21 protein-coding genes and 1 tRNA gene are annotated in these 21636 nt (G+C 62.8%); 11 read left to right on the plus strand and 11 right to left on the minus strand.

Going from position 1 to position 21636, the window contains the following annotated elements; translation table 11 throughout:
- Positions 1-88: 88 nt before the first annotated feature.
- The 6 genes from JOH52_RS02070 (at position 89) to JOH52_RS02095 (ending at position 6585) form a co-directional block, all read left to right on the plus strand.
- Positions 89-880 carry a FadR/GntR family transcriptional regulator gene (locus tag JOH52_RS02070; protein WP_187292983.1) on the plus strand — a complete coding sequence of 264 codons (792 nt, stop codon included), beginning with the start codon at positions 89-91 and terminating at the stop codon, positions 878-880.
- A 276-nt stretch (positions 881-1156) separates the two neighbouring features.
- Complete coding sequence (locus JOH52_RS02075) at positions 1157-1663, plus strand: NUDIX hydrolase (protein WP_010968805.1); 507 nt, start codon at positions 1157-1159, stop codon at positions 1661-1663.
- A gap of 181 nt (positions 1664-1844) precedes the next feature.
- Complete coding sequence (locus JOH52_RS02080; protein WP_003527228.1) at positions 1845-3350, plus strand: inorganic phosphate transporter; 1506 nt, start codon at positions 1845-1847, stop codon at positions 3348-3350.
- Between the two features lie 16 nt (positions 3351-3366).
- Positions 3367-4104 (plus strand): 16S rRNA (uracil(1498)-N(3))-methyltransferase, encoded by a 738-nt coding sequence (locus tag JOH52_RS02085; protein ID WP_013844071.1) that lies wholly within the window; start codon positions 3367-3369, stop codon positions 4102-4104.
- Between the two features lie 137 nt (positions 4105-4241).
- Entirely contained in the window at positions 4242-5615 is a 1374-nt protein-coding gene (locus JOH52_RS02090) for a glutamate--cysteine ligase (RefSeq protein ID WP_026030461.1), read from the plus strand.
- A 136-nt stretch (positions 5616-5751) separates the two neighbouring features.
- Complete coding sequence (locus JOH52_RS02095) at positions 5752-6585, plus strand: DUF937 domain-containing protein (RefSeq protein WP_010968801.1); 834 nt, start codon at positions 5752-5754, stop codon at positions 6583-6585.
- Positions 6586-6645: 60 nt separating this feature from the next.
- Here the strand turns inward: JOH52_RS02095 and JOH52_RS02100 are convergent, their stop codons facing one another.
- From JOH52_RS02100 to JOH52_RS02110, 3 genes are all read right to left on the minus strand, one after another.
- Positions 6646-7041: a helix-turn-helix domain-containing protein gene (locus tag JOH52_RS02100; RefSeq protein WP_003527219.1), complete on the minus strand. Its 396-nt coding sequence runs from the start codon at positions 7039-7041 to the stop codon at positions 6646-6648.
- On the minus strand, positions 7041-7337 hold the full coding sequence (locus JOH52_RS02105; RefSeq protein ID WP_010968800.1) for a type II toxin-antitoxin system HigB family toxin: 297 nt from the start codon (positions 7335-7337) through the stop codon (positions 7041-7043). The genes JOH52_RS02100 and JOH52_RS02105 overlap by 1 nt, the downstream gene beginning before the upstream one ends.
- Positions 7338-7615: 278 nt before the next feature.
- Entirely contained in the window at positions 7616-7912 is a 297-nt protein-coding gene (locus JOH52_RS02110) for a DUF1127 domain-containing protein (protein WP_010968799.1), read from the minus strand.
- A gap of 210 nt (positions 7913-8122) precedes the next feature.
- Here JOH52_RS02110 and JOH52_RS02115 point away from each other — a divergent pair, with 210 nt between their 5' ends.
- On the plus strand, positions 8123-9073 hold the full coding sequence (locus JOH52_RS02115) for a LysR substrate-binding domain-containing protein (RefSeq protein ID WP_003527211.1): 951 nt from the start codon (positions 8123-8125) through the stop codon (positions 9071-9073).
- 83 nt (positions 9074-9156) lie between these two features.
- On the opposite strand, the gene katA is transcribed toward JOH52_RS02115, so the two are convergent.
- The gene (gene katA / locus JOH52_RS02120) at positions 9157-10641 is read right to left on the minus strand and encodes a catalase KatA (RefSeq protein WP_010968798.1); all 1485 of its coding nucleotides are present in this window, start codon (positions 10639-10641) and stop codon (positions 9157-9159) included.
- A gap of 175 nt (positions 10642-10816) precedes the next feature.
- On the opposite strand from katA, the gene oxyR reads away from it, so the two are divergent.
- Positions 10817-11770, plus strand: a complete 954-nt coding sequence (gene oxyR, locus JOH52_RS02125) for a hydrogen peroxide-inducible genes activator OxyR (protein WP_003527206.1) — start codon at positions 10817-10819, stop codon at positions 11768-11770.
- On the opposite strand, the gene JOH52_RS02130 is transcribed toward oxyR, so the two are convergent.
- The 4 genes from JOH52_RS02130 to JOH52_RS02145 form a co-directional block, all read right to left on the minus strand.
- Positions 11771-12646, minus strand: a complete 876-nt coding sequence (locus JOH52_RS02130; RefSeq protein WP_003527204.1) for a dienelactone hydrolase family protein — start codon at positions 12644-12646, stop codon at positions 11771-11773.
- Between the two features lie 114 nt (positions 12647-12760).
- Complete coding sequence (locus tag JOH52_RS02135) at positions 12761-13177, minus strand: MAPEG family protein (RefSeq protein WP_003527202.1); 417 nt, start codon at positions 13175-13177, stop codon at positions 12761-12763.
- Between the two features lie 60 nt (positions 13178-13237).
- The gene (gene guaB / locus JOH52_RS02140) at positions 13238-14740 is read right to left on the minus strand and encodes an IMP dehydrogenase (RefSeq protein WP_010968796.1); all 1503 of its coding nucleotides are present in this window, start codon (positions 14738-14740) and stop codon (positions 13238-13240) included.
- 190 nt (positions 14741-14930) lie between these two features.
- Complete coding sequence (locus tag JOH52_RS02145) at positions 14931-15911, minus strand: MBL fold metallo-hydrolase (RefSeq protein WP_013844067.1); 981 nt, start codon at positions 15909-15911, stop codon at positions 14931-14933.
- Positions 15912-16163: 252 nt separating this feature from the next.
- Here JOH52_RS02145 and JOH52_RS02150 point away from each other — a divergent pair, with 252 nt between their 5' ends.
- Positions 16164-17576, plus strand: coding sequence for a DHA2 family efflux MFS transporter permease subunit (locus JOH52_RS02150; protein WP_003527196.1), 1413 nt, complete (start codon positions 16164-16166; stop codon positions 17574-17576).
- A gap of 77 nt (positions 17577-17653) precedes the next feature.
- Here JOH52_RS02150 and JOH52_RS02155 read toward each other — a convergent pair whose 3' ends face one another.
- The 3 genes from JOH52_RS02155 to JOH52_RS02165 are packed head-to-tail and all read right to left on the minus strand — an operon-like array spanning position 17654 to position 20404.
- Complete coding sequence (locus JOH52_RS02155) at positions 17654-18037, minus strand: VOC family protein (RefSeq protein WP_010968794.1); 384 nt, start codon at positions 18035-18037, stop codon at positions 17654-17656.
- 4 nt (positions 18038-18041) lie between these two features.
- Positions 18042-18779 (minus strand): RlmE family RNA methyltransferase, encoded by a 738-nt coding sequence (locus JOH52_RS02160; protein WP_010968793.1) that lies wholly within the window; start codon positions 18777-18779, stop codon positions 18042-18044.
- Complete coding sequence (locus JOH52_RS02165; RefSeq protein ID WP_014529061.1) at positions 18776-20404, minus strand: Ppx/GppA phosphatase family protein; 1629 nt, start codon at positions 20402-20404, stop codon at positions 18776-18778. Before JOH52_RS02165 ends, JOH52_RS02160 begins: the two co-directional genes overlap by 4 nt.
- A gap of 301 nt (positions 20405-20705) precedes the next feature.
- On the opposite strand from JOH52_RS02165, the gene JOH52_RS02170 reads away from it, so the two are divergent.
- Both JOH52_RS02170 and JOH52_RS02175 read left to right on the plus strand, forming a co-directional pair.
- A tRNA-Gln gene (locus tag JOH52_RS02170) sits at positions 20706-20779 on the plus strand.
- Between the two features lie 350 nt (positions 20780-21129).
- Entirely contained in the window at positions 21130-21585 is a 456-nt protein-coding gene (locus tag JOH52_RS02175; RefSeq protein ID WP_013844065.1) for a hypothetical protein, read from the plus strand.
- Positions 21586-21636: the final 51 nt, after the last annotated feature.

A 21636-nucleotide genomic window follows, 5' to 3' on the forward strand; every position in this document is an offset into this window, starting at 1 on the left:
ACTTGATAGGCCCTGTTAGATTGCCGAATGGAAGCGGAGGCCGGCGAAACCTGTGCACAATGCCCTTGGCGCTCCGGGAGACGTGGCCGTGACCGAAAACCAGGACGACCTCTATGCCCGCATCAGCCATAGCCGGACGGCCGACGAGGTCGTGCAGCAGATCGAGCTTCTGATCCTCGAGGGCGTGTTGCGCGACGGCGATCGCTTGCCGGGCGAGCGAGAACTCTCCAGGCGCTTCGACGTGTCGCGGCCGATCCTGCGTGAGGCGCTCAAGGAGTTGGAGGCGCGCGGTCTCGTCGAGAGCCGGCATGGCGGCGGCACGTTCGTCGCCGACGTGGTCGGCCAGATTTTTTCCAAACCCCTGATCGAGCTCATCGGACGCCACCACAAGGCGACGCAGGACTATCTCGAATACCGGCGCGAACTCGAAGGCTTGACGGCGGAACTGGCGGCGACCCGCGCAACCGACTTCGACCGCGACATTCTTACCCGCGTCATCGAGCGCATGCGCTCCGCGCACAAGAGCGGCAATTTCGCCGAAGAGCTCGAAGCCGATATCGAACTGCACAATGCTATCGGCGAAAGCGCTCACAATATCATCCTGCTTCACACCCTCAGGGCCTGTTACAGGCTGCTGACCCAAGGCATCTTCTTCCACCGCAATTCCGTCTTCGGCGCGCCCGGCGCGCGCGACCAGCTTCTCGCGCAGCATGAGGCGATCTATGCGGCGATCATGGTCGGCGATCCACAAACCGCTAAGACAGCCGCGCAGAGCCACATCGATTTCGTCGCCACGGCAGCGCGCGAGGCCGAGCGCAGCGGAGAGTGGGTGCGCATTGCCCGTCTGCGCCTGCAGCAGCGCGATCGCTCCGGTTCCTGACCCGTCGCGCGCGACAAGCGCTAAAGTACGGATGGCGAGTGCCCCTTGGTAAAATTCCCGCCGATTTCCTACATATGGTCGTATGGGGCAGTGGTTCTGTCGGAACCGCGACTCCGCGCTTTGCGTTAGTTGGCTAATATATGGGTCCCGAAAAGGAAGAGCATGAATCCGAAAGAATGCGGCGTGTTTTGACGAACGCATTTACAGCGGCATGCGACGGTTCATACTCGGGTCGCGCAGCGGCAACCACTGATTCGTTGAGGAGTATCGGGAATCTTGAACTTTCTGCACCGGCTCGCTTCTGATGTGCAACTCATGCTGCGTCGCCCGGCGCGTATGCAGTATGCGGCGCTGTGCTATCGGCTTGCCAGGAAGACGAATGCGCTGGAAATCCTGGTGATCACCAGCCGCGACACCGGCCGGTGGGTCATCCCCAAGGGGTGGCCGATGCAGGGAAAGCAGGCGCACGAGGTCGCCGAGCGCGAGGCCTATGAGGAGGCCGGGGTGAAGGGCAAGGTGCAAAGGGCCGCCATCGGCGCCTACGTTTATCAGAAGCGGAAGGATCACGGCCTCGAGATCTCCTGCAAGGTGCAGGTGCATGCGCTCGAAGTTGAGGATTTTTGCAAGAACTTCCCGGAGAAAGGCAGCAGGCGGCTGGAGTGGGTCGACTATCGTGAGGCGGCAAAGCGCGTTGCAGAGCCTTCGCTGAAAGAGCTTATCCTCGATTTCGGCAGACGCGTCGACCCCGACCCGGAGCAGCGGCCGAAGGCCTCCAGCAACTGACGGCGAGGCGGAAGCCCACGGCATCTGCACCGGCGACTGGTCGAACACGCAAGGTCGCCGCAGGATGCGATGTGCCGGATCGGGTAACGCCCCGGCCCACCCTTCGTCCCCCCTCTTCAATTCCTCTTGAATACGCCCGTTTGTGCCGCTACTGGCGAATATTACAGTTGGAGAACAGCCATTGGCCAAGCCGCGACCGCGCCTCGAAAAGCTGACGCTCGACAAGGATCTCGACAAGTTCAGCCTTGCCGAGGAAGCGTCGCATCACGTCATGCGCAGGTTGGCTGCTCCCGGGCTTGCCGCTCTCTTCCTGATACTCAGCATGGGCTTCGCGGCGAGCTATTTCACGGGCGCCTCCGGTGCGGCCGTGGTGGTGGCGGCTGCGGCGGTCGCGGGCTACATGGCGATGAACATCGGCGCCAACGACGTCACCAACAACGTCGGAGCGGCGGTCGGCGCAAAAGCGATATCGATGCCCGTGGCGCTGGGGATTGCGGCGGTGTTCGAGATCGCGGGAGCGCTGATCGCCGGCCGTAAGGTCACGCTGACCATCGAGGCCGGGATCATCGACGGCACGCAGCTGGTCGGCGCCGAAGGGCTGGTCTGGGTGATGCTGTCGGCGCTTATCTCATCGGCGATCTGGATCAATATCGCGACCTATTCGCGTGCGCCCGTTTCGACGACGCATTCGCTCATCGGCGGCATTATCGGCGCAGGTGTCGCCGCCGCCGGGCTTTCCAGCGTCAAGTGGTGGGCGATCGCCGGCATCACGGCGAGCTGGACGATTTCGCCCGTGCTCGGCGGGGTCATTGCCGCACTCTTCCTCGCCTTTCTCAAGGAGTTCGTCATCTACCGCGATGACAAGATCTCGGCCGCCCGGCGCTGGATGCCTGTCGTCCTCGGTGTCACCGCCGGTTCGTTCACGGCCTATGTCGCGGTCTTTGCCATCGATCATCTGGCTTTTGTCCCGCTTCCGACCGGCCTGTCGATAGGCGGGCTGGCCGGGATCGCTTGCTACATAGTGTCGAAGCCGTGGATCCACCGCCAGTCGGAAGGTCTCGAAAACCGCAACCAGTCGCTTCGCAAGCTGTTCCGCCTGCCGCTCATCTTCTCGGCCGCCCTGCTGTCCTTCGCCCATGGCGCAAACGACGTATCGAACGCGATCGGCCCGCTGTCGGCGATCGTCTCGGCCGTCGACGGCGTGATCTCGAGCGCGGATTCGGAGGCCCCCTTCTGGGTACTCCTCATCGGCGCACTCGGCATCTCGGTGGGTCTTCTGCTCTACGGTCCGCTGCTGATCCGTGTCGTCGGCGAGGAGATCACGCGCCTCAATCCGATGCGCGCCTTCTGCGTGGCGCTTGCGACCGCCGTGACGGTTCTGCTTGCCTCGGCTCTCGGCCTGCCGATCAGTTCCACCCACACGGCGGTGGGCGCCGTATTCGGCGTCGGCTTCTTTCGCGAGTGGTACACGCGTCACTCGCAACGGCGGCTCGAATATGTCCGGCGCAAGACGGGCCAGACCGAATTCATGGAAAAGGGCGAGACGAATTTTGCGGAAGTGCGTCGCCGGCGCCTGGTGCGGCGCTCCCACTTCCTGACGATCGTCGCCGCCTGGGTCATCACGGTTCCCGTGTCGGCGCTGCTCTCGGCCTTCCTCTATCTCGTCCTCTCCGGCCTGTTTCTCTAGAAGGTACCCGATTCCGATGCGCGCCAATTTCCGCATGCAGCGACTGTTCATCGAGAACCCGCTCCACGCCGGAGCGAAACACGAAGCCACAAGGGAGCAGTTCAACTATCTCATCAACGTCCTGCGCCTCGGTGAAGGCTCATCGCTTCTGGTCTTCAACGGCCGGGACGGCGAATGGCGGGCGGAGATAGCCATGCCGTCGCGCAAGCAGGCGGTTCTCGTCGCGGTCGAGCAGACGCGCCCTCAGCCCGCCCCTTGCGATCTCGTCTACCTGTTTGCGCCTCTCAAGGTAGGGCGGCTCGACTATCTCGTGCAGAAGGCGGTGGAGATGGGTGCCGGCGTTCTGCAGCCGGTCATGACGCAGCATGTCCAGGGCAAGATCGGCAGCCTCGAACGCGTCCGCGCCAATGTCATCGAAGCGGCCGAGCAATGCGGCGTGCTCGGCATTCCGGCAGTCGAGGAACCGCGCAAGCTCGAGGACCTCCTCATCGACTGGCCGCGCGACCGGCGCATCGTCTTCTGCGACGAGGGAAACGACAGCCAGAATCCACTGCCCATCCTCGAGGGAATTGCCGAACGCCGGCTGGCGCTCCTGATCGGGCCGGAGGGCGGCTTTTCGGAGGCGGAGCGGGACCTGTTGCGGAGCCGTGACTTCGTGACGGCGATCCCTCTCGGGCCGCGCATCCTGCGCGCCGATACCGCGGCAGTGGCTGCGATGGCCGTCATTCAGGCGACACTCGGCGACTGGCGATGAGCCGTCCATCCGCTTGCCCCTAGTTTTTTTGAGGGCATCTTGAAAGAAATTGACTTGCGCCGCACTTGATTACGGTTCAAGCACTCCATCCGATCCTGCTGACCCCGCAGGAGCCGCCCCAGGCAAAGAAGACGAACATGGCCCGAGACACTACCGACCAGACGCCGGTTACCTCTGTCGCTGAACTGACCGCCTATCTGGCATCGGGATCGAAGCCGAAGGAAAAGTTCCGGATCGGCACCGAACATGAGAAGTTCGCCTTCTTCAAGGCGGACAACAGCCCGGTGCCCTATTTCGGCGATGCCAGCATCCAGGCGCTCCTGAACGGTATGGCCGAAAGGAACGGCTGGGAGCCGATCATGGACGAGGGGAACGTCATCGGCCTTGCCGAGCCCTCAGGCAATGGAGCGATCTCGCTCGAGCCGGGAGGGCAATTCGAGCTTTCCGGCGCGCCGCTCGAGAACCTCCATCAGACCTGCAAGGAATCCAACCAGCACCTGGCAGTGCTTCGAGAAATCGCCGAACCGCTCGGCATCCGTTTCCTCGGCATCGGCGGCAGTCCGAAATGGAGCTTCGCCGAGACGCCGCGCATGCCGAAGTCGCGCTACGCCATCATGACGCGCTACATGCCCAAGGTGGGCAGCAAGGGCCTCGACATGATGTATCGCACCAGCACGATCCAGGTTAACCTCGACTTCTCCTCGGAAGAGGACATGCGGCGGAAGATGCAGGTCTCCCTGAAGCTGCAGCCGCTCGCCACCGCCCTCTTTGCAAGCTCCCCCTTCACCGAAGGTAAGCCGAACGGGCTGCTTTCCTGGCGGGGAGACATCTGGCGCGATACCGACAACCAGCGCTCGGGCCTGTTGCCGACGGCCTTCAAGCCGGACTTCGGCTTCAGCGACTACATGGAATGGGCGCTCGACGTTCCCATGTATTTCGTCGTCCGCGGCGGGCATTATCATGACTGCACCCATGTCACCTTCCGCCAGTTCATGAACGGGGCGCTGAAGGGCGAAATCGCCGAGTGGCAGCCGACGATGGGCGACTGGACCAATCATCTGTCGACCCTCTTTCCCGACGTCCGTCTGAAGCGTTTCCTGGAAATGCGCGGGGCAGACGGTGGTCCGTGGCGGCGGATCTGCGCCCTGCCGGCGTTCTGGGTGGGCCTGCTCTACGATGACGAGGCCCTGTCGGCGGCCGAGGAATTGACCCGCGACTGGGGTTACGAAGAGGTCCTGGCACTCAGAGATGCCGTGCCCGCAAAAGCGCTCGCGGCCGAATTCCGGTCGAGGTCGCTCTTCGATGTCGCACGCGAGGTTCTCACCATTTCGCGCAACGGTCTCAAGCGCCGCAACCGGCTGAACGGCGACGGCATCGACGAAAGCCAGTTCCTGGCACCGCTTGACGAAGTGCTGGCGAAGAAGGCGACGCTCGCGGAAGACATGCTCTCGCTTTATCACGGCCGCTGGAACGAATCGGTCGAACCGGTTTTTGCCGACTACCAATACTGAGCGGACCCTTTATCCGGACGGAGCGCCGCGGACAGGCTCGTTCCGCCCCCGTCCGGCGCTTTCGAAAAAGCGGTTTCCAGCCCTCCAATTCCCGTTATAGTGCAAGGACATGCGTCTCGTCCGGGAAGGAACGCCAATGGCACCGCTTTTTGACATGTTCGCTCAGGCGCAGAACGGCCACGCCATCGAACTGATGGCGAAGCAATTCGGGCTCGCGCAGGAGCAGATGGCGAAAGCCACGGCCGCGCTGATGCCCGCATTCTCCACCGGCTTCAAGCACAATACCACGAACCCCTACGACTTCGGCGCGCTGCTGACGGCGCTCTCGACCGGCAATTACGCCCGGTATTTCGAAGACATCAGCCAGGCGTTCACACCCCAGGGCGTCGCCGATGGCAACGGCATTCTCGGCCAGCTTTTCGGCTCGAAGGAAATGTCGCGCGCGATCGCGGCGCAGGCGGCACAGATGACGGGGATCGGCCAGGAGATCTACAAGCAGATGCTCCCGGTGATGGCGAGCACGCTGATGGGGGGTCTCTTCAAGCAGACCACGGGGCAGATGAGCGGTGGGCTCGCCGACAATCCGATGATGACGCTGATGCAGCAATGGATGGAGGCGACGGGCTTCGCCAAGAAGCCCGAACCGCAGTCCGACCCCTTCGACAATCCTTTCGCCCAGGCGATGCAGGGCTTCTTCGGCGTGGGCAAGGCGGGAGAAATGGGCAGGGCCGGGGATAAGCCGAAAGCAGCCGACCTATTCGCCGACAATCCCTTCTTCAAGGCCTATCGGGAGATGATGGGAGGCGCCGGCACGACCGAGAAAGCACCGACCGATAACCCAGCTTTTGCCCAGTTTTCGCAGGCGATGAACAGCCTCTTCGACAGCGGCCTGGAGATGCAGAAGGAATATCAGAAAAGCATCGACGCGCTGTTCGAGAGCCACAAGGGCGGCTCGGGCGGCAAGGCGTAGCCGTCGGAATTTGCAGGCGGATGAGGGCGGTTGTTCGCTTTCTACGGCTCGTGCCAAGCGCTATGCGTAGGCACGCTCTGGCTCAACAAGATGATACGGTTCGACCAGGCAGTCGGTTGGGATGCCCCATTCTTTGTGAAGTCTGCGGATCATATCGACGGTAAGAGCGCGCCTTTTGCTCAAGATTTCGGAGGCCCTGGAACGGGAGCCGAAAAGTGCCGCCAAATCTGCCTGCGTACGGCCGAACATCTCCATGTGCGCCTTGATCAACTCAACGGGCTCAGGAGCTTCGATCGGGTGATGCTCGTTTTCGTAAGCCTCGATCAGGGTCGAGAGAATATCGAAACGGTCCGCTTCCTCGGTTCCGGTTTCAGGCGGCTGATCGAAGTATTTCGAGACCTCGTGGATGGCCCATGCAAGGTCATCATCGTTCCTTATGGCGCGAATATTGTCCATTACACTTTCTCCGGGTTGATCTTGTCGTATTCATCATGGGTGCCCATAAACTTGATCAGCACTCTTTTGAACGGGTACGCGACGTGAACGACAAGGCGATATTTATGGCCTGATATGTCGAAAATGATGCGATTGTCGCTCACAAAATCCACGTTGGCACCGAACATCGACTTCACATCGGACGGGCCCGCCCAGTTGGCGTTCCTAACCACCGCGTGCCACGTTTTGAGAGGCGTTTCTGCTTGAGGGTGCTTTTCCCAAAACGCTCTCAACGTGGACTTCGCTATGATTTGCATGGACCCTTGGATATTCCCAAATTGGGAACATGTCAATAATAGCTGTGAGGGAAAGCGGCGTCAGAGCCTACAGCGCCCCGCTCTCGCGCAAAAAAAGCCCGGTACATGTCTTGGCATGTACCGGGCAAGCAGCAGGGTCTATTGGCTCATACCCTGCGGGGAACTTTCAGGTGCCGTCGGCACTGTGCGAATTTCGCGGCATGATCCGCGCGAGGGCGAAGATTTCGCAGATCATGCCGCACTGGCGCATCCGAGGCGGCGGGACGCGCCATGAGGGGTCAATCGTGGCGCACTCCCCTGTAGAAGAGGTTCGCCCGATTGCGTGAGGCGCGCGTCAGGTAGCTGCCCGGGTTTTCGAAGAAGGCCGAGGTCAGCGCCTCGTGCAGGTCTTCGCGTTTCAAACCCATGTCCAGCAACTGACGATCGTCGAGATCCTGCAGGCGGGCGATCTGGCAGCGGTTTCGATAGAGGCGCCAGACGGCCGTCAGCACGCCGACGATGCCTGTCGTGCGGGCTGCAGGCGACTGCCTGCTCGCAACGAGGCCAAAACCGGAGGCGTGGTGGGTCGTGCGCATGACGGAACTCCTTTTCGCGGGCACGAAGAAACCCGTCCCCTGCGGGGAGGTCTTTCGCAGGGGCAGGCCGAAATACTTTTGGCGAACCGGCGACTATTTTGGCCGGAAAGATTGACGTGATTTGCGGATTATCATTCGCAAATCCTTATTGATCAGTCCAACGAATGTTTTTAATGATATTCATCAAACAATCTTATAGGTATTCCGGCCATGTCCGCACCGCTCGATATTGACCAGCTGCAAACCTTCGTAGCCATTGCAGATACGGGCAGCTTCACCAAGGCGGCCGACCGTGTCTTCAAGACCCAATCCGCCGTGTCGATGCAGATGCGACGCCTCGAAGAACGGATCGGCAAGCCGCTTTTCATGAAGGATGGCCGGGGCAACCGGCTGACCGTCGAGGGCGACAGGCTCCTCAACTTTGCCCGCCGGATGATCCGCCTCAACAATGAGGCGATCGCCTCCTTCGACGACAACCGGCTCGAGGGAACGTTGCGGATCGGCACACCGGACGACTACGCGGACCGCTACATGCCCGAAATCATCGTCCGCTTCGCCAAGACGCACCCAAACGTCGAGCTCTACATCATCTGCGAGCCTTCGGTGGACCTCGCGGAAAAAATGGCGAAGGGCGATCTCGACATCGCGCTCGTCACCCACAATCCGCGTGCGCGGGCTTCCGACGTCGTACGGACCGAACCGCTCTGCTGGGTAAGCTCCATCAATCATCCGCTGCCCGAGAATGCCCCGATCCCGCTTGCGGTCGGCCGGCGCGACTGTCAGTGGCGGCAGGCTGCCTGCGCGGCGCTCGACGCCACCGGCAAGGAATATCAGATCCTGTTCACGAGCTGGTCCTCGACCGTCGTTGCCGCCGCGGTGCTCGCCGGCATGGCGGTCTCCGTGCTTCCGGAGTCGGCACTGCGACCGGGCATGAAGGTGCTGACGCTGGCGGACGGCTTCCCGTCGCTGGCGCCGGTGCAGATCGGCATCATGAAGCGCCCCGGCCTTTCGCCGTCGCTGTCGAACGCGATCACCAATCATATTACCGCCTGCCTCGACAACATCACGCCCATCACCGTCAACGACGATCTCGAAGGCGATCTCAAGGGCTATCCGCGTTACCCGCGCCTCAGGCAGAGCCATATGCTGCCGGGCTGGTGAGCCGTCTTACACGGCTCCTCCAATGACGAAGGCCACGCCTTGCTGAGGCGTGGCCTTCGCGCTTGTCGGGAATGGGCCCCTGATTACTCGGCCGCCGTGCTGATCGTGTCCGCCTCGTAGCCGTGGGCGGTCTTCAGTGCCTGGCGGACGCCCGCTTCGTATTCCGGGTGGACACGGGCGAAATGAATGAGCTGCCGCTCGATGATCTCGCCCGGGACGCCGCCCATGGCGGCCGCGATGTTGGAGAAGAGGCGCGACTTCTGCCCTTCGTCGAAGAGGCCGAACAGCGCCCGCACCTGGACGTAGTCGTCATTGCCGACGCGGTGGTCGTAGCGGGACATGTCGCCGTCTATTCTGAGCGGCGGTTCCTTGGCCAGCGGCTGTTCGGCCGGGCCATTGAAGGAGTTGGGCTCGTAATAGGCGTCCGGATTGCCGGTGCGAATGCCGCCATAGGTGTTCATCTGACCATCGCGATGATAGTGGTGAACCGGGCAGCGCGGCTGGTTGACCGGGATGTGCTCGTAATGCGTGCCGAGGCGGTAGCGGTGGGCGTCCGCATAGGAGAAGATGCGGGCCTGCAGCACCTTGTCCGGCGAGAAGCCGATGCCGGGCACGATATTGGAGGGCGAGAAGGCTGCGTTCTCGATCTCGGCAAAATAGTTTTCCGGGTTGCGGTTCAGCTCCAGCACGCCGATCTCGACCGGCGGGTAGTCGGCATGCGGCCAGACCTTGGTCAGGTCGAACGGGTTGTAGGGCGTCTTCTCGACGTCGAGCTCCGGCATGATCTGCACCTGCACCGTCCAGCGCGGGAACTCGCCGTTCTCGATGGCGTAGAACAGTGACTCCTGATAGCCCTCGCGGGTCTTGCCGATGACCGCCTCGCCTTCCTCGTTGGTGAAGAACTTATGGCCCTGCTGGGTTTTGAAGTGGAACTTGACCCAATAGCGTTCGCCCGCGTCGTTCCAGAAGGAATAGGTGTGCGAGCCGTAGCCGTTCATATGCATCGGCGTCTGCGGGAGGCCGCGGTCGGACATCAGGATCGTCACCTGATGCAGGCTTTCCGGCGACAGGGACCAGTAGTCCCACATGGCAGTGGCGGAACGGAGATTGGTCTTCGGATGACGCTTCTGCGTGTGGATGAAGTCGGGGAACTTGTAGGGATCGCGAATGAAGAAGACCGGCGTATTGTTGCCGACGAGGTCCCAGTTGCCTTCATCGGTGTAGAATTTCAGCGCGAAACCGCGGACGTCGCGCTCGTGGTCGGCGGCGCCCTGTTCGCCGGCAACGGTCGAGAAGCGGGCCAGCATCGGCGTTTCCGCGCCGGGCTGGAGACACTTCGCCCTGGTGTATTGCGAGATGTCGCCGGTGATCTTCAGCGAGCCGAAAGCACCCCAGCCCTTGGCATGGACGACGCGTTCCGGAATGCGCTCGCGGTTCTGGTGCGCCAGCTTCTCGATGAGCTGATAATCCTGCAGCATGATGCCGCCACGCGGGCCTGCCGTCAGCGAATTCTGGTTGTCCGGCACCGGCGCCCCGGCGGTGGTGGTGATCGTCGGACGATCTGTCATCACATCCCTCCTGTTTCGATGTTTCGGCTTCCGATGCTCGCTGAAGAGCGTGACGGCTGAACGACAGCGGCCACGATCGCCACAGTGCATGGAATGCCTTGGCACTGGTTTCTCCCATCCCACGACGATAATCTCCAATTGTATTTCCTGCCATTTACGATAAGATTTTCCTATCATGTTGACACTCAGGCAGATGCGTTACTTCGATGCCCTCGCGGCCGCTCGCCACTTCGGCAAGGCGGCCGAACTCACCCATGTCAGCCAGCCGGCACTCTCTGCGCAGATCATGGAGATGGAAGAACATCTGGGCGTGAAGCTGGTGGAACGGAGCCGCGCCGGCGTTTTCCTGACCGTCAAGGGCGAGGAAGTGCTGGCACAGGTGCGTTCCATCCTCGCGGATGTCGGCAGATTGGAGGAGAGCGCCCGGACAAATACGGGCACTCTCGAAGGGCGGGTCCGCCTCGGGGTCATCCCGACGCTCGCGCCCTATCTCGTACCGAGGCTCATTCCCTACCTGCGCGAACGGTACCCGGCGATCGACATAGAGCTCAAGGAGTCGCTCACCGATCGGCTCATCGCCGATCTCGGCGACGGCCGGCTCGATGCGGTCGTGGCGGCGCTGCCGGTCGATGGGGACGGCATCGTTACCCGGGCGCTGTTTTCCGATCGCTTCTATATGGCCGTGGCGGAGAACGACCGGCAGGTGCTCATGTCGCCGATGACGGAAGAGCAGGTGGATATTTCGCAGTTGCTGTTGCTCGAAGAAGGCCATTGCCTGCGCGATCAGGCGCTGGCCGTCTGCAATACGGCCGGCAAACGGCAGCTCCTGAGTTTCGGCGCCACGTCGATGGCAACGCTTTTGCAGATGGTGGCAAACGGCATGGGAATGACGCTCATTCCCGAGATCGCGATACCGAGCGAAGCCGCACGCAACGCGATCCGGATCGTGCCCTTCGCCGCCCCGGAGCCCTCTCGCGAGATCGGGCTCATCTGGCGGCGCAGCAACCCGCGGCCGCGCGACATGGACGCACTTGCAAACGCCATATCCGCCTGCGCCCGGAAGGTCTCACGGGACGCCGCCGCGGCCGGAAGAGGCGCGGCGAAAGCTGCGCCTCTTCCGGCCGCATGATCAAACCAGCTTCGTCTTCAGGAATTCGACGGTCCGCTGCCAGGCGAGGTCGGCCGCCTCCTTGTTGTACCGCGCCGCCGAGGTATCGTTGTTGAAGGCGTGGTTCGCACCTTCATAGACGTGGATCGTCACGTCCTTGCCGTTTTCCGTCAGCGCCTTGCGGTAGGCCTCTATGCCGGCATTGATGCGCTCGTCGAGCCCGGCGTAATGCAGCAGCAGCGCCGCCTTGATCTTCGGCACGTCCTCGGCCTTCGCCTGGGCACCGTAATAGGCCACGCCGGCCTTGAGATCGGGTGCGTTCACGGCAAGCCTGTTGACGAGACCGCCGCCCCAGCAAAATCCGATCGCGCCGACATTGCCTGTGCTTTCCGCATGGCCTTTCAGAAAGCTCACGGTGGCGACGGCATTCGCATTCGTCTCGGTTGCGTCGAGTGCGCTGATCATCTCCCGCGCCTTGTCCTCGTCATCGGGTGTCCCACCGTCAGGCGACAGGAAATCGGGCGCAAGCGCCACGAAACCTTCGAGCGCCATGCGGCGCGCAACGTCTCTTATGTGCGGGTTCAGGCCACGATTCTCGTGAATGACGATGACGGCGGGAAGCTTGCCCGAGGCATCGGCGGGTCTGACGAGATATCCCTTCATTTCGCCGTCGGCGCCGGGATAGGTGATGTCCTCTCCCTTGATACGCTCGTCCGTCTCGGCGATCATTTCGGCTTTGGCACTGTTGGCAGCCAGCATCGGCGCGATTGCGGCGGCGGCCGCAGCCGTACCCGCGAGCGCCGTCAATCTCTCCATGAAACGGCGGCGATCCAAAGTGAGATGGGTATATTCGTCATAGGCATCGATCATCGCCTGGGTGATGACAGGCTTGTTCATGACGCTCTCCCTGGGGCTGTGGCAGATCAAATGTCGCTGTAGCAGGCGGCAGCAGACCACCCGGCGACAGGATAGGTCAGCGGCGCGGTCACGGACTTACAAAACTGCGTTACCTCAGCTCATCGCCATCCAGACGGAAAGCCATGTCCACATCGCGACGAGCACAAGGAAACCCGCCATGAACAGCGGCTGGCGATAGCGAAGCCGATTGCTGGTGACGTGGATGAAGGCGTGAGCATAACGCAGCGCCACGAAAAGCCAGGCGAGGCCAAGCGAAAGGAGATTGTCCGCCTCGGTGAGGTAGAGCAGCACGCAGCAGAGATGAAAGAGAACAGGCAGCTCGAACTGGTTCGCGATGCTGTTCCGCACGATAAGGCTCTCGCCCGGCTCGTCGCGGTTTTCCCGGAAGAGGGAAGCGTCGATCTTGCCCGTCCTGATGAGCGATGCCCGACGCGTGGAAAGGAGCGCATAGAGCGCAAAAACAAGCGCGACATGGGCCACCATCGGCCAGAATATTCCGAAGCCTGTCATCGGTGCTCTTCAGCGTCAGCAATGGACATGGCGGACGCCGGACGGCGTCCGCCGATGATATCAGGCGCCGCCCGGATAGTTCGGGCTCTCGCGGGTGATCGTCACGTCATGGGCATGGCTCTCGCGGAGGCCGGCGCCGGAGATGCGAACGAAGGTGGCGCGCTCCTGGTAATCCTTGATCGTGGCCCCGCCGACATAGCCCATGGAGGCGCGCAGGCCGCCGGCGAGCTGGTGCAGGACGCCGGAGACCGGCCCCTTGTAAGGCACCTGTCCCTCGATGCCTTCGGGCACGAGCTTCAGCGTGTCACGGACCTCTGCCTGGAAATAGCGGTCGGCCGATCCGCGCGCCATGGCGCCGACGGACCCCATGCCGCGATAGGCCTTGAAGGACCGGCCCTGGTAGAGGAAGACCTCTCCGGGGCTCTCCTCCGTTCCGGCGAGCAGCGAGCCGATCATCACGGCCGAAGCGCCGGCAGCGATCGCCTTGGCAACGTCGCCCGAAAATTTGATGCCGCCGTCGGCGATGATCGGGATGCCCGCGGCCTGCGCGGCATCGACGGCCGCCATGATCGCGGCGAGCTGGGGCACGCCGACCCCGGCGACGATGCGCGTCGTGCAGATCGAGCCGGGGCCGATGCCGACCTTGACCGCATCCGCCCCGGCGTCGATCAGCGCCTTGGTACCGTCCCCCGTCGCGACGTTGCCCGCCATGATGCGCACCGAGTTGGAAAGCTTCTTCACGCGTGCCACCGCATCGAGCACGCGCTGCGAATGGCCGTGGGCGGTATCGACGACGATCATGTCGACGCCGGCATCGATAAGCCGCTCGGCACGCTCGAAACCGTCGTCACCGACGCTGACGGCGGCGGCGGCGCGAAGCCGGCCCTGCGCATCCTTGGCGGCGTTCGGGTTGAGCTGGGACTTTTCGATGTCCTTGACCGTGATCAGGCCGACGCAGCGTCCTTCGGGATCGACCACGAGGAGCTTCTCGATGCGGTGCTTGTGCAGAAGGCGCTTTGCTTCCTGCTGATCGACGCTTTCCTTCACGGTGATGAGGTTTTCCCGCGTCATCAATTCGTAGATCTTCTGAGAAGGATCGGAAGCGAAGCGGACGTCGCGGTTGGTGAGGATGCCGACGAGGCGCCCCTGCGTCTGCCCGCCCAGGCCGCCGTTTTCCACGACCGGAATGCCGGAGATGCCGTGCGCCTTCATCAGGCCCAGAGCATCCGCAAGCGTCGCATCCGGGCCGATCGTGACCGGATTGACGACCATGCCGCTTTCGAACTTCTTGACCTGCCGGACTTCTTCCGCCTGTTCGGCGGGCGTCAGGTTGCGGTGGATGACGCCGATGCCGCCGGCTTGTGCCATGGCGATCGCGAGCCGCGCCTCGGTGACGGTATCCATGGCCGCCGAGAGGATCGGAAGATTGAGTTCGATGTCCTGTGCGATACGGGTGGCGATATTCGTCTGGCCCGGCATCACCTCGGAATGCCCTGGCTGGAGCAGGACGTCGTCGAAGGTCAAAGCCTCCAGACCGGTTGCCGTTTCGATGATGCGCGCCATGGCCAGTTCCTCTTCAAATAAACGAAAAATCCCCGGGGACGCTCAGCGACTTGTCCACCGGGTGACTTCAAGGCTTGTCTTGGAAGTTGGCGAGGGCTGGTAACACGGATACGCCGGAATGAAAATAGCCAAGGGGCCCAAATCTTATGGGCCCCGCCGAATTGTTGTCGCAGTGCAACAAGCCGTCTCTTCAAATATCGAACTGATAGCTCGCCGGTACGAAGCGATAGCCCTGATCCTGGCTCTCGACGAAGCCGACGGACGGAAACGGCATGTGATACCCGATGAAGGGCAGCCGGTCGGTTGCGATCATGTCGAAGACCTTTTTTCTGCTCGCACTCGCGGCCGGCTTGTCCATGTCGAAGCGGACCTCCCAGTCGGGCCGCTGCAGCGACAGGACATAGTGGTTCGCGGTGTCTGCGGTCAGGATCATGGCCTTGCCGTCGGACTCGAGCCGATAGATCATATGCCCCGGAGAATGACCGAACGCGGCCATGGCAGAGATGCCGGGCACGACGTCGCCGCCATCCGCGACGAAGGTGATCTTTTCCGCCAGCGGCACGACCTTCGCCAGCACCGCCTTGTGCCCGTTCTCGGCAGGCGTGCCGACGCGGGCGCCGTCCTTCCAGAAGTCGTACTCGACCTGTCCGGTCACATAGCGCGCATTGACAAAAGCGGGCTTTCCACCCTCCGTCAGGCCCCCGATATGGTCGCCGTGCATGTGAGTGATGACGACGACCGTCACCTGTTCCGGGGCATAACCGGCAGCCTTCAGGCCTTCCGCAAGCTTGCCCGTGCCCGCCTCGCGACCTCCTTCGCCAAGCCCAGTGTCGAAGAGAACGACCTCGGATCCGGTATCGACCAGGACCGGGGAAAAGCCGTTGACGAAGCCGCTGGTCGGCAGGAAATTCTGTTCCAGAAGCTTGGAGACCGACTCCGCAGGCTGATCGGTACCGAAGATCTCGTGCGGCTTGTCCGCGGCGCGCGTCCCGTCGCTGATCACCGTCACCTTGAAACTTCCGAGTTTCAATGTCCTGAAGTCCGCGCTCTTGCCCATGCCGTCCTTTTCCGCCGTTTCCTGAGCACCGGCAATACCTGCAAGCAGGCCTGGTGCCGCCAACGCGCCCGCGCCTGCCGCGAACAGCGTCCGCCGCTTCAATTGAAATGCCATCGTCATTCCCTCCTGTTGACCGGAGCTGCCCGCGCGCCGGTGATCACAGGCGAGAAGTAGTGCCTTGACAGAAATGGACAGGAGGGATCACACGCATTTGATCTTCAATCTCCGGTTTCGCCCCGACAAAGCCATCGGAACCCCTTACCCGCGACCCGCGCGCACGAGTTCTGATGATTTTGTCCTCAAATCGATTTCGAATTAAGAACCAATGCGGCTAACGCCCGCAGTGACAGCCCCAAGGCGCCTTTCATGAACCGCATCGTCCCGTTGATCCTCGCCGTCGCTCTCTTCATGGAGCAGATGGATTCAACCGTTATTTCGACATCGCTGCCGGCAATCGCGCGCGACATGGGTGTCGGGCCGATCACGCTGAAGCTCGCGCTGACCTCCTATATGGTGGCGCTGGCGATCTTCATTCCCCTGAGCGGCTGGATGGCGGACCGGTTCGGCGCGAAGCGCATCTTCCGCGCGGCGATCCTCGTCTTCATCGCGGGCTCCGTCTTTTGCGCGGTGGCGGATAGCCTCTTCGCCTTCGTCGTTGCGCGCTTCCTGCAGGGCATGGGCGGTGCCATGATGACGCCGGTCGCGCGGCTCGTCCTTGTCCGCAGTGCGCCACGAAGCGAGCTTGTCTCGGCAATGGCTTTGCTGACGATCCCCGCACTGGTCGGACCGCTCGCAGGCCCGCCGCTCGGCGGCTTCATAACGACCTATTTCTCCTGGCACTGGATCTTCCTGATCAACGTGCCGGTCGGCATTGTCGGCTATTTTCTTTCCGGCATCTACCTGCCCGAGATGGAGCGGCGAAATCCGCCCCCGGTTGATATCATCGGTTTCCTGCTCGGGGGCATTGCCGCCGCCGGCGTGGTCTTCGGGCTCTCAGTCATCAGCCTGCCGGCCCTGCCGCCGGCGATCGGTATCGCTTCCGTGTCGGCCGGCGTCGCCGCCTCGCTCCTCTATATCTTCCATGCGCGCCGGCATCCGGCGCCCGTGCTCGATCTCAAGCTCTTCCGCGACGGCGCCTTCCGCGCCGCGTCGATCGGCGGCACGATCTTCCGCATATCCGTCGGCGCTGTGCCTTTCCTGATGCCGCTGATGCTGCAGGTGGGCTTTGGTCTCAGCCCGTTCCAGTCGGGCCTCATCACCTTCGTCGGCGCCGTCGGCGCCATCACCACGAAGTTCCTCGCGCGCCGCGTGTTCGCTTTCGCCGGCTTCCGCACGACGCTGCTCATCGCCGCCGTGATCGCGGCCGTCACGACTTTCGCCAACGGCTTCTTCACGCCGGCGACACCCTATCTCCTGTTGATCTCCGTCCTGCTGATCGCCGGCTTCGCCCGGTCCTTCTTCTTCACCGGCGTCAACGCACTCTCTTTCGCCGATATCGACGATGCCGACGCCAGCAAGGCGACGTCGATGAGCGCCGTACTGCAGCAGATCAGTCTCGCATTGGGGGTCGCAGTCGCAGGCGCCATTCTCGAATTCGAGACGGCGCTCAGCGGCAAGCCGCTTGAGCTTGCAGACTTTCACGTCGCGTTCATGATCATTGCCATCGCCAACCTTCTGGCGGCGATCCCCTTCATCGCCATGGCGAAGAATGCCGGCGCCTCGGTTTCGGGGCATCGGCTGGCAGTACGGGAAGTGGAAACGACGGCTGCCGGCAAATAATCTGCCGCAGGGTCTGATTAGGCAGCACTGTCAGGGGGGCGCTCCGCCCCTGCCCTTTCAAGCAAGCCGCACAACTCCTATTCCGGCCGCTCGCAGACCGCCGAAAGCTTGTTGCCGTCCGGGTCACGGACGTAAGCCGCATAAAAATTGGCATGGAACGGGCGCAGCCCCGGCGCGCCCTCATCGGTGCCGCCGCCGGCGAGCGCCGCGGCATGGAAGGCGTCCACCGCCGCGCGGCTTTCCGCTTCGAGCGCCACCATCGAGCCGTTGCCGATCGTCGCGGCCTCGCGATTGAACGGCGTCACCACCCAAAGCCGGCAGCGGACGTCACCCTCCGCGCCGTAACCGATCTCCACCTCATCCTCCTTGCGGCGCTTCAGGCCGAGGGGCGCAAGCGCCCGATCGTAGAAAGCGCCCGCCGTTTCGAGATCGTTGGAGCCGAGGGTCACATATAGCAGCATGGCTCTATTCTTCCGCAGCACCCTCTGCCGGTTCGTCGCTCTCAAGCGCATGGCGGCCCTTGAAACCCTTGGCGAGCAGAAACATCTCGACCGATTCGGCACGCGACGATGCCGGCTTCACATGGACGACCTGGCGGAAATTCTGCTTCAGCATGTTCAGGAGGTCGCGCTCGGTGCCGCCCTGGAAGGTCTTCGCCAGAAAATGTCCGCCCTCCGCGAGTACCTCGACGGCGAAATGCGCCGCCACCTCGCAGAGATGCATGGTTCTGATATGGTCGGTCTGTCGATGACCCGTGGTCGGCGCCGCCATATCGGACAGGACGATATCAGGAGCTCCGCCGATCGCCTGTTTCAGGTTTTCCGGCGCCTCGGGATCGAGGAAATCCATCTGCAGGAAGCGGACGCCCGGGATCGGATCCATTTCGAGGAAGTCGATCGCCGCGACCCGCGGATCGGCATCGGTCGAGTTCGTCACCTTGGCGGCGATCTGAGACCAGCTACCGGGTGCCGCGCCCAGATCGATGATGCGCTTGGCGCCGGCAAGAATCTTGTGCTTCTCGTCGATCTCGAGAAGTTTGAACGCCGCTCTTGCGCGGTAGCCTTCGAGCTGCGCCCGCTGAACATAGGGGTCGTTGATGTGGCGCTCGATCCAGCGGCGCGAAGACGCCTTGAGCTTGCCCTTCTTGACCTTCTGTCCGAGCTTGCGGCCGCTGCGATTGCCGCCGATCGGGGATTTCGTCATGCCTCGGTTCCTTCGTGGCGCTTCACCCGTTCCTCGCCCGCCTGCGCAGAACCGAAGCTGCGCTGATGACGGCGCGGACGCCCCCGGCGCCAGGCCCCGTCATCCGCCATCATATCGGTCAGCAGCCCTTCGCGAAGCCCGCGATCGGCGACGCGCATGCGGCTCGACGGCCAGCGGCGGCGGATCGCCTCGAGAATCGCGCAGCCGGCAAGCACCAGATCGGCCCGGTCCGGGCCGATGCAGGGATTGGCGGCACGTGCGGCGAAATCCCAGGAGAGCAGGCGTGCCTGCATGGCCGAGACCTCGTCGTCGGAAAGCCAGAGCCCGTCCACGCGGCGGCGGTCGTAACGCGGCAGGTCGAGATGCACGCCGGCGAGCGTCGTCACGGTTCCCGACGTTCCGATCAGATGGAAGCCGTCGCCGTAGGAGCCGCTTGCCAGCGCGTCGACCGAGGGGCTCTCGAAGCCGGCGAGCATCGCCTCGACCTCGCGCACCATCACCTCGAAACTCTGGGGCGTCACATGCTCGCCGCCGTGGCGCTCGGAAAGGGTGACGACGCCCACGGGCAGAGAAGTCCAGTGGGTAATGTGATTGGCAAGCCGGCTCGAGCGATTTTCGCCTATCCGGATGACGGCGATTTCCGACGAGCCGCCGCCGATATCGAAGAGCACGACGGACCTGGTTTCGCGGTCGACGAGCGACGAGCAGCCGGACACGGCAAGCCGTGCCTCCGTCTCGCGATCGATGATCTCGAGTTCGAGACCGGTTTCCTCGGCGACGCGCTTCATGAAGGCTTCGCCGTTGGCAGCCGCACGCGCAGCCTCGGTCGCAATCAGCCGGCGACGGCGGATCGAGCGGGCACCGAGCTTGGCGGCACAGACCTTGAGCGCTTCGACCGACCGCTCCATCGCGTCGTCCGAAAGCCGCCCGCTGGCGCCGAGCCCCTCGCCCAAGCGGACGATTCGCGAAAACGCATCGACCACACGGAACTGGCCCGGCCGGGTCGGCTGCGCGACGAGCAGCCGGCAATTGTTGGTGCCGAGGTCGAGTGCCGCATAAAGCGGTGCCGGCGGCTCGCCCGGCGCGACGAACGGCGCACCGAGCCTCTCCGGACGCGCCTGCTGTTGCGCGGCGGCTTCGCCGTTCCGCGGCCGCGCAGTATCGCCGGGCCGCTCGCCCGGCCGGCCGCCGGGCCGCTCGCCCGGCCGGCCGCCCGGCCGCAGGCTTGTCGTCGGGTTGCCCGCGGAAGCCAGCGGCCGCCCCTGAAGGCCGCGCCGATGGCGCGCCTTCCTGTTGCGCTTTTGGCCGCCCTTCTTGTCGCTGAGCGCCGCATCCAACGCCGGCGCGCTTGCACCGGAGGCAGCGGACTGATCTTGCGGTCTTGCTGATTTCGAACGCCGGCGCCGTTTGCGCTTGCGCGACGGCTCCGCCTCGTTCAGTGCTGCGGGACGCCCTGCTTCCCCGGACGGGCCGGATCCGCTGGCAATTGCAGACGGGGAACCGGACAGCTTACGCCGCCTCCGTTTGCCCTTGCCGCCCCGCGGCGCGCCTGTGCGCGCCTCGCTGCGGTCTGCTGCCGACGCCCCGGATTCAGACGGCTTCTCGCCGTGATCGGGGTCTTTCACTTGTCTCAACCATGGCGCCGCGCGAAGCCTGACGGCCGCTCAAGGCGCTCTCTCGATTTTGCGTTGGCGCGACTGTACCAGCGCCGCTTCTTTTCGCCAAACTTTTTTTGAAACCATAGCGGAGCGGGCGACCCCGACCGCCCTTCCCTGCGGTTGCCGGAGACCGATGGACTTCGAGGCTCAACCCAGAAGCAGAAGGACACAGCCCGGCCGCATTTTTTTGGCAAAAGGTATTTGCATCGGGCGTTCTTTTGTTTATAAGCCCGCCACACCGACGCGGCGGTACACCGTCTGCGGGCCTTGGGGAATAGGTTAACGGTAGACCAGCGGACTCTGACTCCGTTAGTCCTGGTTCGAATCCAGGTTCCCCAGCCAACCACTTTCCCTGATAAAACAGCTACTTAGCATGCATTTTGCTTAAATAAGCGATTATCGTCGCCTATCGGCGCTGTACGCTGTTGCCGCTCAATGAAATGTCTTACTCAGCCGACGATCCCGCACCAGACCCCAACCGTTGCCCGCATGTTTCCGCAGCGATCTAGCATCCAACGGCACCTCGCCGCCCTTCCCGCCCCAGTGCCGGGCTCCTCCGGCAGCGGGCCGCAAGCATCGCCGCGAAGCATGTTGTTAATATCTCCTTCCGGTTGCATTTCCTTGTAGACAGATCGGGGGGAAGAGCGATTGATTGCTCTTGTAAGAACCTATGGGCAATCGGGGCTATCAACATGAATCTAAGAATATTTTCGGCGCTGACCGTGATGGTTGCGGTGTCAGGTTGCGGATCCATCACCCGCGGAACCACGGAAAACGTAACCATTACATCGTCACCCAGCGATGCAAGTATAAGTACTTCTATAGGAAAGTACTGCCCTCGTTCTCCATGCACGATCGAAGTCAACCGTCGCACGGAGTTCACCGCATATGCTGAGAAAGATGGTTACAAAAAGGGGTCCATCGAGATCAAGACAAAAGTAGTCGGCGCGGGTGCTGCCGGTTTTGCTGGCAATGTTTTGATTGGCGGCGTCATCGGAATGGGTGTGGACGCAGCGACTGGAGCGGCGTTGGACCATTATCCCAACCCTGCGCATATCGAACTGGTCCCGCTGGGAAAGCGTGCTCCCGATAAGGCGGCCAAACCAAAAAGGCGGAAACACACGAGCACGGCTAAACCATCCGTATAGCGCCACGCTCTTCAGCGAACACAGGCCCGCCGCTCTTGACCGGCGGGCTTG

The organism is Sinorhizobium meliloti (assembly GCF_017876815.1).
GTDB classification, from domain to species: Bacteria; Pseudomonadota; Alphaproteobacteria; order Rhizobiales; family Rhizobiaceae; genus Sinorhizobium; species Sinorhizobium meliloti.

What these genes read in the sequence shown, in the direction of transcription:
- JOH52_RS02155 (WP_010968794.1), bottom strand. Translation starts at nt 18,037, where the DNA reads ATGCTGCTATATGTGACCCTCGGCTCCAACGATCTCGAAACGGCGGGC.
- JOH52_RS02110 (WP_010968799.1), bottom strand. Translation starts at nt 7,912, where the DNA reads ATGCGCACGACCCACCACGCCTCCGGTTTTGGCCTCGTTGCGAGCAGG.
- oxyR (WP_003527206.1), top strand. Translation starts at nt 10,817, where the DNA reads ATGTTGACACTCAGGCAGATGCGTTACTTCGATGCCCTCGCGGCCGCT.
- guaB (WP_010968796.1), bottom strand. Translation starts at nt 14,740, where the DNA reads ATGGCGCGCATCATCGAAACGGCAACCGGTCTGGAGGCTTTGACCTTC.
- JOH52_RS02130 (WP_003527204.1), bottom strand. Translation starts at nt 12,646, where the DNA reads ATGAACAAGCCTGTCATCACCCAGGCGATGATCGATGCCTATGACGAA.
- JOH52_RS02135 (WP_003527202.1), bottom strand. Translation starts at nt 13,177, where the DNA reads ATGACAGGCTTCGGAATATTCTGGCCGATGGTGGCCCATGTCGCGCTT.
- JOH52_RS02105 (WP_010968800.1), bottom strand. Translation starts at nt 7,337, where the DNA reads ATGCAAATCATAGCGAAGTCCACGTTGAGAGCGTTTTGGGAAAAGCAC.
- JOH52_RS02160 (WP_010968793.1), bottom strand. Translation starts at nt 18,779, where the DNA reads ATGACGAAATCCCCGATCGGCGGCAATCGCAGCGGCCGCAAGCTCGGA.
- JOH52_RS02150 (WP_003527196.1), top strand. Translation starts at nt 16,164, where the DNA reads ATGAACCGCATCGTCCCGTTGATCCTCGCCGTCGCTCTCTTCATGGAG.
- JOH52_RS02115 (WP_003527211.1), top strand. Translation starts at nt 8,123, where the DNA reads ATGTCCGCACCGCTCGATATTGACCAGCTGCAAACCTTCGTAGCCATT.
- JOH52_RS02085 (WP_013844071.1), top strand. Translation starts at nt 3,367, where the DNA reads ATGCGCGCCAATTTCCGCATGCAGCGACTGTTCATCGAGAACCCGCTC.
- JOH52_RS02100 (WP_003527219.1), bottom strand. Translation starts at nt 7,041, where the DNA reads ATGGACAATATTCGCGCCATAAGGAACGATGATGACCTTGCATGGGCC.
- katA (WP_010968798.1), bottom strand. Translation starts at nt 10,641, where the DNA reads ATGACAGATCGTCCGACGATCACCACCACCGCCGGGGCGCCGGTGCCG.
- JOH52_RS02175 (WP_013844065.1), top strand. Translation starts at nt 21,130, where the DNA reads ATGAATCTAAGAATATTTTCGGCGCTGACCGTGATGGTTGCGGTGTCA.
- JOH52_RS02145 (WP_013844067.1), bottom strand. Translation starts at nt 15,911, where the DNA reads ATGGCATTTCAATTGAAGCGGCGGACGCTGTTCGCGGCAGGCGCGGGC.
- JOH52_RS02095 (WP_010968801.1), top strand. Translation starts at nt 5,752, where the DNA reads ATGGCACCGCTTTTTGACATGTTCGCTCAGGCGCAGAACGGCCACGCC.
- JOH52_RS02090 (WP_026030461.1), top strand. Translation starts at nt 4,242, where the DNA reads ATGGCCCGAGACACTACCGACCAGACGCCGGTTACCTCTGTCGCTGAA.